A 13189-nucleotide genomic window follows, 5' to 3' on the forward strand; every position below is an offset into this window, starting at 1 on the left:
ATGAGGCCCGTCACGTAGCTCATTCGGGGACGGGTCGGGAGGTTTGCGAGACTGGTGCGGTGAGAAGCGCAGCTCCCGCCCCGCGGGTCATCGCCGTCGTCGGCCCCACGGCGGCCGGAAAGTCCGATCTGGGTGTATTCCTCGCCCGGCACCTCGGGGGCGAGGTCGTCAACGCAGACTCCATGCAGCTCTACCGGGGGATGGACATCGGGACCGCCAAACTGACACCGGAGGAACGCGGCGGCGTTCCGCACCACCTCCTCGACATCTGGGACGTGACCGAGGCCGCCAGCGTCGCCGAGTACCAGCGGCTCGCCCGCGCCGAGATCGACCGGCTGCTCGCCGCCGGCCGCACCCCCGTCCTCGTCGGCGGCTCCGGCCTGTACGTACGGGGTGCCGTCGACGCCCTCGAATTCCCCGGCACCGACCCCGCCGTCCGGGCCCGGCTCGAGGCCGAACTCGAGGAGCGCGGACCCGGCGTCCTGCACACCAGGCTCGCCGAAGCGGACCCCGAGGCGGCCCGCGCGATCCTGCCCAGCAACGGGCGCCGGATCGTCCGCGCCCTCGAAGTGATCGAGATCACCGGCAAGCCCTTCACCGCCAACCTCCCGGGTCCCGACTCCGTTTACGACACCGTGCAGATCGGTGTCGACGTGGGCCGCCCCGAGCTCGACGAGCGGATCACCACGCGCGTGGACCGGATGTGGGAGGCCGGCCTCGTCGACGAGGTGCGCACCCTGGAGGCCCAGGGCCTGCGCGAGGGGCGCACCGCGGCCCGCGCCCTCGGCTACCAGCAGGTCCTCGCGGCGCTGGCGGGAGAGTGCACCGAGGACGAGGCGCGCGCCGAGACCGTCCGCGCCACCAAGCGCTTCGCCCGCCGCCAGGACTCGTGGTTCCGCCGCGACCCGCGCGTCCACTGGCTCAGCGGAGCCGCTGAGCACCGGGGGGAACTCCCGGGGCAGGCGCTCTCGTTGGTCGAACGAGCGGTTACAGCCTGATCACGTGATGGCATCGGGACGCTCCGCCCGTCATTTCGGCGGTCGGGAGCGTGCCATCATCGAGCATCGATCGACCAAGTGGAGTCCGAGTGGGGAGGGCGCGTGGCGATGGAGGCCGGCCCTCGCGACAGAGAACAGCACGAATCGGCGCTCGGTGACCCGACGGGTGACACACCGGGTCGTCCGACCGACGACCTGTCGGTCGGTGCCCCGGGGCTGACCCCGGACGGCCCCGACGACGCGGTGGGAACCGCAATCGAGGTGGACGCCGACGAGGTCGAGGTCGAACTGCGTCCCCAGCGCCGGCTGCGGATCTGGCAGCTCGCCCCGATCGTGGGTCTGGCGGCCGTCGGCTCGCTGATGTTCGCGTTCCCGCTCGCCTTCGGTTCGGGGGACGGCGGCGCCGTCCTCGCCATGCTGGGTCTGCTGATCAGCTTCTGCGCGGCGGGCTGGGGCATGATGGCCGCCCGCAAGGTCGGTTACACCTGGCCGGGCCTCCCGCAGCGCGGCTCGGGCGAGCGCCCGAACTGGCGGTACCTCGCGCTCTACATGACAACGATCGCAGCCCTGGTCGCCCTCGCGGTCTGGCGCGTCGCCCGCCTGCGCTGACCGTACGGGCGCGGTCGCCCGGCGGGTCGCACCGACCGCCCTGTGGACGACCGGGCGGTCCACCGGGGCCACCCCGTACAGTTGATCTCGTGACCAGCGCGCAGACCTCACCGCTCCCGCCCCTCCGGTTCCTCAAGGGCCACGGCACCGAGAACGACTTCGTGATCGTCCCCGACGCGGAGAACGCCGTGGACCTGCCCCCGGCCGCCGTCGCGCGCCTCTGCGACCGACGGGCCGGCATCGGTGGCGACGGGCTGCTGCACGTCGTGCGCAGCGCCGCCCACCCCGAGGCCCGGCACATGGCCGACGAGGCCGAGTGGTTCATGGACTACCGGAACGCCGACGGCTCGGTCGCCGAGATGTGCGGGAACGGGGTCCGGGTCTTCGCCCGTTACCTGGAGCACGCCGGGCACGTCACCGCAGGCGAGGTCGCCGTCGCCACCCGCGGCGGGATCAAGCGCGTCCACCTCGACAAGGACGGCTCCGTCACCGTCGCCATGGGGCGCGCGGTCCTGCCCGAGGCCGGCGTCACGGTCACCGTCGACGGCCGCAGCTGGCCCGCGCGCAATGTGAACATGGGCAATCCGCACGCGGTCGCCTTCGTCGAGGACCTCGACCACGCGGGCAACCTGTTCACCGAGCCGCCGTACGCCCCGGCCGCGGTCTACCCGGACGGGGTGAACATCGAGTTCGTCGCCGACCGCGGCCCCCGCCACGTCGCCATGCGGGTCCACGAGCGTGGCGCCGCCGAGACCCGATCCTGCGGCACGGGCGCGTGCGCCGTCGCCGTCGCCACCGCGCGCCGGGACGGCGCCGACCCGGCCGAGAGCGGCACCCCCGTCACGTACACCGTCGACGTGCTCGGCGGGACGCTGGTCATCACCGAGCACCCCGACGGTCGGATCGACATGACGGGCCCCGCCGTGATCGTCGCCGAGGGCACCGTCGACCCCGCCTGGCTCGGCTAGGCCGAGCGCCCGCAGCGGCGCGGGAATCGAAGGAAGCGACGAAATCGAAACAGTCAACGACTGATGTGTCGCTCGAATGGGTGATCCGATTCACGCTGAGCGAGAGGGCGACTGCGCCACGTGGTGGGGTCGGTAGCATCAAGCACCGGCCCCCGGGCACGCCTGGCCCGCCCACCGCCGGTCGACGTTGCCGGAGGTGCCCCATGAGCGCAGAGGCCACCGACCCTGTGAGCGCGGCGGAAGCCGCCGTCACCGATGCGACCGCCCGCAGACGCGGACGCGCCCGAATCGACCTGCGCCGGATCGGCCGCGCCGCGCTGCTCGGCGCCACCGCCGGACCGGCCCCCCGCGACCGGCTGCCCGACGCGATCAGTCATGTCGCCGAGGCGCACCGCGCCCACCATCCCGAGGCCGACCTGTCGGTGCTGCGCCGGGCGTACGTCCTCGCCGAGTCCTCGCACCGCGGCCAGTTCCGCAAGAGCGGCGAGCCGTACATCACCCACCCGCTCGCGGTGACCCTGATCCTCGCCGAACTCGGCGCGGAGACCACCACCCTGACCGCGTCCCTCCTGCACGACACCGTCGAGGACACCGACGTGACGCTCGATCAGGTGCGCCGGGAGTTCGGCGCCGAGGTCGCGTACCTCGTCGACGGCGTCACCAAGGTGGAGAAGATCGACTACGGGGCCGCCGCCGAGCCGGAGACCTTCCGCAAGATGCTCGTCGCCACCGGCAACGACGTCCGGGTGATGTCGATCAAGCTCGCCGACCGACTCCACAACATGCGCACGCTCGGGGTGATGCGGCCCGAGAAACAGGCGAGGATCGCCAAGGTCACCCGGGACGTCCTCATCCCGCTGGCCGAACGACTCGGGGTCCAGGCACTCAAGACCGAGCTGGAGGACCTCGTCTTCGCCATCCTCCACCCCGAGGAGTACGAGACCACCCGCGCGCTCATCGCCGGGAACCCGCACGCGGGCGACGCGCTCGCCGCCGTCGCCGAAAAGGTCTCGGCGGTCCTGCGCGAGGCGGACATCGGCGCCGAAGTCCTCGTCCGCCCGCGGCACTTCGTCTCCGTCCACCGCGTCCGCCTCAAGCGCGGCGAGCTACGGGGCTGCGACTTCGGGAGGCTCCTCGTCCTGGTCTCCGAGGACGCCGACTGCTACGCGGTGCTCGGAGAGCTCCACACCTGTTTCACCCCGGTGATCTCCGAGTTCAAGGACTTCATCGCGGCCCCCAAGTTCAACCTGTACCAGTCCCTGCACACCGCCGTCGCGGCCCCCGACGGCGCCGTGGCCGAGGTCCTCATCCGTACCCACCGGATGCACACGGTCGCGGAGGCGGGTGTCGTCGCCCTCGGCAACCCGCACGTGGGGCAGGAGACGACGGCGCAGGCCGGCGGCACCCCGGACGGAGAAGCGCCGGCCGCAGCGGCCCCCTCGGCGTCGGCGAACGCCGGCCGCCAGGGAACCGCCACCCCACAGGACACCGCCGCACATTCCACGCCCGCCGCACGCGCCACGCCCGGGGACCGCGCACAGCCTGCCGCAAGCGCCACATCGGCCGCGTCCGTCCCCTCGGCCGCACCCGACGCACCTGCCGCGCCTGACGCACCCGCCACGGTCGACCCGTCGGCCGCCGACGACGGCGAACGCGTCGACCCCACCCGCCCGGGCTGGCTCTCCCGGCTCCTCGACTGGCAGCAGGCCGCCCCCGACCCGGACACCTTCTGGACCTCGCTCCGCGCCGACCTCGCCGAGGACGACGAGATCACCGTCTTCCGTGCCGACGGCAGTGCCCCCGGCACGATCAGCCTCCCCGCCGGAGCCAGCTGCGTCGACGCCGCCTACGCCCAGCACGGCGAAGCCGCCCACGCCTGTCTCGGCGCGCGCGTCAACGGGCGCCTCGCGCCCCTCAGCACCGTCCTCGGCGACGGGGACACCGTCCAGCTGCTGCTCGCCCAGGACACCGTCTCCGGTCCGTCCCCCGAGTGGCTCGACCACGCCCGTACCCCCGCGGCCCGGATCGCGATCACCGGCTGGCTCCGGGCCCACCCGGAGAGCGCCGCGCCGCCCGTCGCCACGACCGGCCCCCGGCCGCAGTCCGGCGTCACCGCCGACCACCGCTCCGGCGCGGAACTCCACGCCGACCTGGAGGGCGAGCCCCGCGCCTCCGTCCGTCCGGCCGGCTGCTGCACCCCCGTACCGCCGGACAAGATCACCGGTTTCCGGGTCCGCGGCGGATCCGTCACCGTCCACCGGAACGGCTGCGCGGCCGTCGACACCATGCGCCGGCTCGGCCGCGAACCCGTCGCCGTCCGCTGGGGCGACACCACCCAGGGCCGGGTCACCCTCGTCGCCGAGTCCTTCGGACGGCCCGGCCTCCTCGCCGACCTCACCGAGGCCATCGCCGTCGCCGGGGCCGCCGTCGTCTCCGCGACCGTCGAGCCGCCCAGCGAGCAGCGGGTCCGCCACACGTACACACTCCACCTGCCCGACGTGGCCCGGCTCGCCGCCCTCATGCGGGCCATGCGGGACGTGCCCGGGGTGTACGACGTGAGCCGCGCCCGGCCCCGCTCCCCGGAGCCCCGCCGGGCCTGACCCGCCGGGGAGCGGGGCACGCCCTGCCTCGCTCCCCGGAGCCCCGCCGGGCCCGGCCCGCCGGGACCGGCGGTGCCGCGAGGCGTCGGCCCGGCGCGGCGTGGGACCCGGCCGTGTCCCCCTTCGAGTGGCGGGCGAGCGCGCCGCCCGGGGGAGCGGGCGCGGTCCTGGTAGCCGTAGGGCCAGTCCTCCGGAAAGGCCTGGCCCATGCCGCTCGTCCGAACGCCCCTGCCCCGTGCGCGGTGGCTCCGCTCCGCCGTCCTGGTCGCCGCCTCGGCCGGGCTCGTCGCCGCCGCGCTGCCCGCCCCGGCGCCGCTCGGCATCGGGGACCCGCTCTTCCCCCACCTCGGCAACCCCGGTTACGACGTCCTCTCGTACGCCGTCGACCTCACCTACCCCGGGGCCAACACCGCGCCGCTGGCCGCCGTGACCCGGATCGACGCGCTCGCCACCGACGACCTGGAGCGGCTCAACCTCGACTTCACCCACGGCACCGTCTCCGCCGTCACCGTCGACGGCCTGGCCGCCACGTACACCACAAGCGGCGAGGACCTGGTCGTCACCCCCGCCGTGCCGATCGACGAGGGCGAGTCGATCGAGATCACCGTCACCCACACCAGCGACCCGAGCGGTCCCGCCGACACCGGTGGCTGGGTCCGTACCGGCGACGGTCTCGCCATGGCCAACCAGGCCGACGCCGCCCACCGGGTCTTCCCGTCCAACGACCATCCGTCGGACAAGGCGTACTTCACCTTCCGCGTGACCGCCCCCAGCGGGCTCACCGCCGTCGCCAACGGGCTGCCCACCGGCCGGGTCACCCGGGGCGACACGACGACCTGGACGTACCGCACCAGCCACCCCATGGCCACCGAGCTCGCCCAGGTGTCCATCGGCCGCTCCACCGTCGTGCACCGCTCAGGACCCCACGGCCTGCCGGTGCGGGACGTGGTGCGCACCGCCGACCGGGAGCTGATGGAGCCCTGGCTCCGCAAGACCCCCGGCCATCTGGAGTGGATGGAGCGGAAGGTCGGCCCGTACCCCTTCGAGACGTACGGGGTGCTCGTCGCGGACGCCACCACGGGCTTCGAGCTGGAGACCCAGACCCTGTCGCTCTTCGAGCGCCGCCTCTTCACCGAGCCGGCCTACCCGGAGTGGTACGTCGACTCGGTCATGGTGCACGAGCTGGCCCACCAGTGGTTCGGCGACAGCGTCTCGCCGCGGACCTGGTCCGACCTCTGGCTCAACGAGGGGCACGCCAGCTGGTACGAGGCGCTCTACGCCGAGGAGACCGCGGGCAAGCCCCTGGAGCGGCGCATGAAGGCCGCCTACGCCGCCTCCGACGGGTGGAGGGCCGACGGCGGCCCGCCGGCCGCCCCCGAGCCGCCCTCGCCCGGCCACAAGATCAGCCTCTTCCGGCCCGTGGTCTACGACGGCAGCGCCCTCGTCCTGTACGCGCTCCGCCAGGAGATCGGCACCGAGGCCTTCGGGCACCTGGAGCGGCGCTGGGTCGCCGACCACCGGGACGGCACGGCCACCACCGCCGACTTCGTCGCCCTGGCCGGTGAGATCGCCGGACGCGACCTCACCGCCTTCTTCCGCGGTTGGCTGTACGAGGCGAAGACCCCGGCCATGCCCGGGCACCCGGACTGGCGCAGCAGCCCGGCCGAGGCCGCGCGGACCGCCCCGAAACCCGGATGACGGGCCCCGCCGGGGCGTGTCACCATCTTCAGGTCGGCGACGCGGCCGACGGACCGGGAATCTTCCCGTGCCCTCACGCGTTGTGGCGGCATAAGACTCATCGCTCCATGGCGCGCCGAAGCCGGCGCCGCTGTGGAAGCAATCGACGTAAGGATCAAATGACCTCCTCTTCTTCCCCTTCCCAGGACGAGCAGAGCTTCGCGGAGACGAGCCGTACCGAGAGCCTTCGGGCCGATGCCCTGATGGAAGAGGACGTCGCCTGGAGCCACGAGATCGACGGAGAGCGGGACGGCGACCAGCTCGACCGCTCCGAGCGCGCGGCCCTGCGCCGTGTCGTCGGCCTCTCCACCGAGCTCGAGGACGTCACCGAGGTCGAGTACCGCCAGCTGCGCCTGGAGCGCGTCGTGCTGGTCGGCGTCTGGACCTCCGGGACCGTCCAGGACGCGGAGAACTCCCTCGCGGAACTCGCGGCCCTCGCCGAGACGGCGGGCGCCCTTGTGCTCGACGGCGTGATCCAGCGCCGTGACAAGCCGGACCCGGCGACCTTCATCGGCTCCGGCAAGGCGCGCGAACTGCGCGACATCGTGGTCGAGACCGGTGCCGACACCGTCGTCTGCGACGGCGAGCTCAGCCCCGGCCAGCTCATCGCCCTCGAAGACGTCGTCAAGGTCAAGGTGGTCGACCGGACCGCCCTGATCCTCGACATCTTCGCCCAGCACGCCAAGTCCCGAGAGGGCAAGGCGCAGGTCGCGCTCGCGCAGATGCAGTACATGCTGCCGCGCCTCCGTGGCTGGGGTCAGTCGCTCTCCCGTCAGATGGGTGGCGGCGGCGGTGGCGGCATGGCCACCCGTGGTCCCGGTGAGACCAAGATCGAGACCGACCGGCGTCGTATCCGCGAGAAGATGGCGAAGATGCGCCGGGAGATCGCGGAGATGAAGACCGGCCGTGACATCAAGCGGCAGGAGCGGCGTCGTAACAAGGTGCCGTCGGTCGCCATCGCCGGATACACGAACGCCGGCAAGTCCTCCCTGCTCAACCGCCTCACCGGCGCGGGCGTGCTCGTGGAGAACGCACTGTTCGCCACGCTCGACCCGACCGTCCGCCGGGCCGAGACGCCCACCGGCCGGGTCTACACCCTGGCCGACACCGTCGGCTTCGTCCGGCACCTGCCGCACCACCTGGTCGAGGCGTTCCGCTCCACCATGGAGGAGGTCGGCGACTCCGACCTCATCCTGCACGTGGTGGACGGCTCGCACCCCGCGCCGGAGGAGCAGCTGGCCGCCGTGCGCGAGGTCTTCCGGGACGTCGGCGCGGTGAACGTGCCGGAGATCGTCGTCATCAACAAGGCGGACGCCGCGGACCCGCTGGTGATCCAGCGACTGCTGCGGATGGAGAAGCACTCCATCGTGGTCTCGGCCCGTTCGGGCCAGGGCATGCAGGAGCTGCTCGCGCTCATCGACTCCGAGCTGCCCCGCCCGCAGGTCGAGCTCGAAGCGCTCGTGCCGTACACGCAGGGCGGTCTCGTCTCGCGGGTGCACGCAGAGGGCGAGGTCGAGTCCGAGGAGCACACCCCGGAGGGCACCCTGCTCAAGGCCCGGGTGCACGAGGAACTGGCGGCGATGCTCGCGCCGTACGTTCCCGCGGCGCACTGACCCGACGTACGACGAAGGCGCCGGCCTCCTCCCGCGAGGGAGGGGACCGGCGCCTTCTGTCATGACGGTGGGCGCCGTGACGGGACGGGTCAGCGGGCGTACTTCTTGCTGACCATCTCGTGGGCCGCCTTCGCTCCCCGGCCCAACTGCGGTCCCGCGAGCCAGCCGTTGCTGCCGGCCGGGCCGATCGAGGTGTTCGACACGAGCGCCGTCTTCCCGTTCGGCAGTACGCGGAACCAGCCGCCGCCGGACGAACCCGCGGTCATCGTGCAGCCGATCCGGTACATCACCGGGGTGGCGGGCGCCGTGGTCATACGCGTCGCCCGGTCCAGGCACTTGTGCATGATCACACCGTTGTACGGCGCGGCCTGCGGGTATCCCCAGGCGCCGATCGTGCCGGACTGCGCGGGCGCGGGGGCGGAGAAGTCGACCGGCAGCGCGGCGCCGACGGTCTCCTCCAGGGACTTGCCGCCCCTCTGCGGCTGCACGTGCAGGACGGCGTAGTCGTACGGCCAGGCCTGGTTGGCGCCACCGGACTGGATCCACTCGCCCGAGGTCACGGCCCAGTCGGCCCAGTACTGGCCGTACGGGTAGATCTCGTGCGCCTGCGCGTTGTTGAGCGCGGAGGGGGACTTGCCCAGGTCGTTGAAGGCCGGGACGAAGGTGATGTTGCGGTACCAGCCGCCCTTCTTGCCCGCGTGGACACAGTGGCCGGCCGTCCAGACCAGGTTGGACTTACCGGGCCGGCGCGGGTCCTTCACGATGGTGCCGGAGCAGACCATGTGGCCCTGCGGCGAGTCGAAGAAGATCTTCCCGACCGGGGCCGCGTTGCGGTGGTACGGGGTCTTCTCGCGCTGCGCCTTGACGGGGCGGGGCGTCGGGTCGGTGCCGCCGCCTCCGGCCTGCGCGGTGATCGTGGGGTCGGGGCTCTTGGCGGACTGCATCCGCGCCGGGTCCCAGAGCCCGTCGATGACCGGGTTGACGAAGTCCTCGGCCTCACGCAGCCAGGTGTTCGTGTCCCAGTTCTTCCACTCGCCGTCCTTCCACTTGTCCAGGTCGACGCCGTGCTTCTTCAGCTTGTCGGCGAGGTCCTTGGTGAGGTCGGCGCCACCGTCCCCGGTGGCCGCGTCGCCGGTGCCCGACGCGGAACTGCTCGCTCCCGCGGCCGGCTTGTCGGCCGCCGGGGTCTCGGTGGGGCCGCAGGCCGTGGCGGTCAGCGCGAGCGCGGTGACCAGGCCGAGGGCGGCGGGTAGGAGTCGTACGGAACGCATGTGGTGAATTCCCCCTGAGATGATTCCCGCGTCCGGGGAGCGGCCTCGTTTCCGGCGCGCTCCCGCCTGGCATTGCCATGGACGCGTCACTTGCGGTGCACAGTATGCCGGTTGGACGAACAGCCGACCGAAGGCCGGTCCCGGGGGCTCTCCCTGTCCGGGGCGGCCCCTGGGGGTGGGCATGGGGGGAGGCGAGACCCCGAGGGCCCCGCCTCCCGCCCCGCGCGCCTACTGCCCGGCGTACTTCTTGCTGACCTCGTCGAACATGGCCTTGGCCTCGGGACCGAAGCGCGGACCCGCGAGCCAGCCGGCCGTCGACGGGCCGATCGAGGTGTTGGACACCAGCGCCGGCTTGCCGTCACTGCCCTGCGCGACCCAGCCGCCGCCGGACGAACCACCGGTCATCGAGCAGCCGATGCGGTACATCGTCGGCTGCTCCTTCTTGAGGGACAGCCGGCCCGGCTTGTCCTCGCACTGGAACATCCGCTGGCCGTCGAACGGTGGAGCCGCCGGGTAGCCGGTCGCCTCCATGGCCGCGATCTTCGGCACCGCGGGCGCGTTGAAGTCCACGGGAAGCGCCGAACCGACGGTCTCCTCCAGGGACTTGGTCGTGCCGCCCTTCTCCGGGGTCACCTTGATGACCGCGAAGTCGTAGGGAGCGCCCGCGCCGCCCGTCGAAGCGCCCTCGGCGATCCACTGGTCGGAGGTCTTGACCCAGTCCGCCCACCACACGCCGTACGGCGCGATCTGCTCCCGCGACGCCTTCTCGAGGTCGGCGGTCGACAGGGCGGAGTCGTTGTACGAGGGGACGAAGGCGATGTTGCGGTACCAGCCGCCCTTCTTTCCCTTGTGGACGCAGTGTCCGGCCGTCCACACCATGTTCGACTTGCCGGGGTGTGCCGGGTCCTGCACGACCGTGGCCGAGCAGACCATCGAGCCCTCGGGGCCGTCGAAGAAGACCTTCCCGGACTCCGGGGCGTTGGCGTGGTACTTCGCGTCCACGGCCCTCGCCCGCACCCGGGCCGGCGTCGGGTCCGTCACGCCCTCGTCACCCGAGATGTCCTCCTCCTCGACCGGCTTGTCGGGGCGCTCGGCATCCCGCATCCGGTCCGGGTCCCAGAGGTCCTCGATGATCGGGTTGACGAAGTCCTTGGCCTCACGCAGCCACTTGTCGCGGTCCCAGTTCTTCCACTCGCCGTTCCGCCACCTGTCGACATCGATCCCGTGCTCCTTCAGGCGCCCCTTCAGGTCCTCCGGAATCTTGATCTTGTCGGCCGGGTTCTGGGCGGTCGCGGGCGCGCTGGGCTTGTCCCCCGCGTTCTCCTCGCTCGGTCCGCAGGCCGTAACGGTGAGCGTCAGCGCCGCGACGGCGGAAGCCGCCGTCAGCAGCGGACGAATCGATCGCATCTCGTGATCCCCCTGGGACTACGTCAACTGGTGCATGGACAGCGGCCGCGCCCGTGCGGGCGGCGGCCGACGGCCCCCACTATGCCGGTGCCGGAGGGGACGGTACGCGGTCGGTCTGCGGTTCCGGCCATCGTTCCGTCGTTGCCGTGCCGTGATCCGGGACACGCCAAGTTCTTGCCTCCGGCCCGTGATCCTGGGCAGTTCGCGTCGTTGGTACGTACGGGGGACACAACGGTGGCGTTCAGGGCGGCCCTTGCGGCGGCTCCACGACGTCCCGATGTGCAACGCAACTGTTACAGCGGGAGGACACCGAGCCGTGGCCGTGACCGAATCAGCTCCGGCCGTCCCACCGGCCGCGCGGACGCAGACCCGGACGCCCGACGGGCCCGTCGCGGGACCGCCCGACGGGGCCGGCACGGGGACGCACACCCCGACGGAACGGGACCGGGACACCCCGAACCGAGGACCTTCGGACCGGGTGGCCGCGGCTCAGCGGGTTCCGCACCCAGCGGCTGCGCCCCAGAGGGTTCCGGACCGGGCGGCTGCCGCCCATGGACCCTCGGACCAGGGGGGTGGGGGCGGATACGAAGGCATCCTGCGCCGCCAGTCCCTGCGGGAGTCCGCCGCCCGCACGTACGCCCGCTCCCTGCCCATCGTCCCCGTACGCGCGCGAGGGCTGACCATCGAGGGCGCCGACGGCCGCCGCTACCTGGACTGCCTGTCGGGCGCCGGCACACTCGCCCTCGGCCACAACCACCCCGTGGTCCTGGAAGCCGTCAAGAAGGTGCTCGACTCCGGGGCCCCGCTCCATGTCCTCGACCTCGCCACCCCCGTCAAGGACGCCTTCACCTCCGAGCTGTTCGCCACCCTGCCGGGCGAACTCGCCGACAACGCCCGCATCCAGTTCTGCGGACCGGCCGGAACGGACGCCGTGGAGGCGGCCCTCAAACTGGTCCGCATCGCGACCGGCCGCAGCGGACTCCTCGCCTTCACCGGCGCCTACCACGGCATGACGTCCGGCGCCCTCGACGCCTCGGGCGGAGCGACCGACGTCCGCGTCACCCGGCTGCCGTACCCGCACTCGTACCGCTGCCCCTACGGCGTCGGCGGCGCCCGCGGCGCCCAACTCGCCGCCCGCTGGACCGAGAACCTCCTCGACGACCCCAAGAGCGGCGTCACCACCCCCGCCGGGATGATCCTCGAAGCCGTCCAGGGCGAGGGCGGGGTCATCCCCGCTCCCGACGACTGGATGCGCCGGATGCGCCGCATCACCGCGGACCGCTCCATCCCGCTCGTCGTCGACGAGGTCCAGACCGGCGTCGGCCGCACCGGCGCGTTCTGGGCCGTCGAGCACAGCGGCGTCGTGCCCGACGTGATGGTCCTCTCCAAGGCCATCGGCGGCTCCCTTCCCCTCGCCGTCATCGTCTACAAATCCGAGCTCGACGCCTGGGAACCCGGCGCCCACGCGGGCACCTTCCGCGGCAACCAGCTCGCCATGGCCGCCGGCACGGCCACCCTCGCGTACGTCCGCGAGAACAGACTCGCCGAGCGGGCCGGCATCCTCGGCGCCCGCATCCTCGGCCAACTCCGGTCCCTCGCCGCCGCCCACCCTTGCGTCGGTGACGTCCGAGGCCGGGGCCTCATGATCGGCGTCGAACTCGTCGACCCCGACGCGGCGGGACCGGACGACCCCGTACCGCCCGCCGCCCCCGCCCTGGCTCTCGCCGTCCAGCAGGAGTGCCTCGCCCGCGGACTCATCGTCGAACTCGGCGGCCGCCACTCCGCCGTCGTCCGGCTCCTGCCCCCGCTCACCCTCACCGATGAGCAGGCCACCGCCGTCCTGGACCGCTTCGCCGACGCCCTCGCCGCGGCCGAACGGGCCCACACCCCCCAGCTGCCCGCCGCCCGCAGGCCCACGGCCCCCCGGACCGCCCCCGGGCCTGTCTCTTATACACATCTCCGAGCCCACGAGACTCCTGAGCATCT

General features: G+C 72.7%; 9 protein-coding genes. 7 read left to right on the forward strand and 2 right to left on the reverse strand.

From position 1 onward, the window contains the following. Positions 1-59 precede the first annotated feature (59 nt). From miaA to hflX, 6 genes are all read left to right on the forward strand, one after another. Positions 60-998: a tRNA (adenosine(37)-N6)-dimethylallyltransferase MiaA gene (miaA, locus tag IF00_RS0136625; protein WP_030325746.1), complete on the forward strand. Its 939-nt coding sequence runs from the start codon at positions 60-62 to the stop codon at positions 996-998. A 108-nt stretch (positions 999-1106) separates the two neighbouring features. Continuing rightward, complete coding sequence (locus tag IF00_RS0136630; RefSeq protein ID WP_030325750.1) at positions 1107-1607, forward strand: hypothetical protein; 501 nt, start codon at positions 1107-1109, stop codon at positions 1605-1607. An 89-nt stretch (positions 1608-1696) separates the two neighbouring features. Continuing rightward, positions 1697-2575, forward strand: a complete 879-nt coding sequence (gene dapF / locus IF00_RS0136635) for a diaminopimelate epimerase (RefSeq protein ID WP_030325752.1) — start codon at positions 1697-1699, stop codon at positions 2573-2575. Between the two features lie 203 nt (positions 2576-2778). Beyond that, the gene (locus IF00_RS0136640; protein ID WP_030325753.1) at positions 2779-5175 is read left to right on the forward strand and encodes a RelA/SpoT family protein; all 2397 of its coding nucleotides are present in this window, start codon (positions 2779-2781) and stop codon (positions 5173-5175) included. Between the two features lie 207 nt (positions 5176-5382). Continuing rightward, complete coding sequence (locus IF00_RS0136645) at positions 5383-6873, forward strand: M1 family metallopeptidase (protein ID WP_030325759.1); 1491 nt, start codon at positions 5383-5385, stop codon at positions 6871-6873. 158 nt (positions 6874-7031) lie between these two features. Next, on the forward strand, positions 7032-8525 hold the full coding sequence (gene hflX, locus IF00_RS0136650) for a GTPase HflX (RefSeq protein WP_030325760.1): 1494 nt from the start codon (positions 7032-7034) through the stop codon (positions 8523-8525). A gap of 89 nt (positions 8526-8614) precedes the next feature. Here the strand turns inward: hflX and IF00_RS0136655 are convergent, their stop codons facing one another. Then, positions 8615-9796, reverse strand: a complete 1182-nt coding sequence (locus IF00_RS0136655) for a trypsin-like serine peptidase (protein WP_030325762.1) — start codon at positions 9794-9796, stop codon at positions 8615-8617. A gap of 228 nt (positions 9797-10024) precedes the next feature. Continuing rightward, positions 10025-11203: a trypsin-like serine peptidase gene (locus IF00_RS0136660; protein WP_030325764.1), complete on the reverse strand. Its 1179-nt coding sequence runs from the start codon at positions 11201-11203 to the stop codon at positions 10025-10027. Positions 11204-11480: 277 nt separating this feature from the next. On the opposite strand from IF00_RS0136660, the gene IF00_RS0136665 reads away from it, so the two are divergent. After that, positions 11481-13189, forward strand: a 1709-nt coding sequence (locus IF00_RS0136665; protein WP_425338355.1) for a diaminobutyrate--2-oxoglutarate transaminase family protein, incomplete at its 3' end; no start/stop codon positions are given.

Origin of the sequence: Streptomyces flavochromogenes (assembly GCF_000717595.1) — a bacterium.
GTDB classification, from domain to species: domain Bacteria; phylum Actinomycetota; class Actinomycetes; order Streptomycetales; family Streptomycetaceae; genus Streptomyces; species Streptomyces flavochromogenes.

Bases quoted from the DNA above. Each gene is read 5' to 3' on its own strand.
- IF00_RS0136640 (WP_030325753.1), top strand. From the start codon at position 2,779: ATGAGCGCAGAGGCCACCGACCCTGTGAGCGCGGCGGAAGCCGCCGTC.
- IF00_RS0136630 (WP_030325750.1), top strand. From the start codon at position 1,107: ATGGAGGCCGGCCCTCGCGACAGAGAACAGCACGAATCGGCGCTCGGT.
- hflX (WP_030325760.1), top strand. From the start codon at position 7,032: ATGACCTCCTCTTCTTCCCCTTCCCAGGACGAGCAGAGCTTCGCGGAG.
- IF00_RS0136660 (WP_030325764.1), bottom strand. From the start codon at position 11,203: ATGCGATCGATTCGTCCGCTGCTGACGGCGGCTTCCGCCGTCGCGGCG.
- IF00_RS0136655 (WP_030325762.1), bottom strand. From the start codon at position 9,796: ATGCGTTCCGTACGACTCCTACCCGCCGCCCTCGGCCTGGTCACCGCG.
- IF00_RS0136645 (WP_030325759.1), top strand. From the start codon at position 5,383: ATGCCGCTCGTCCGAACGCCCCTGCCCCGTGCGCGGTGGCTCCGCTCC.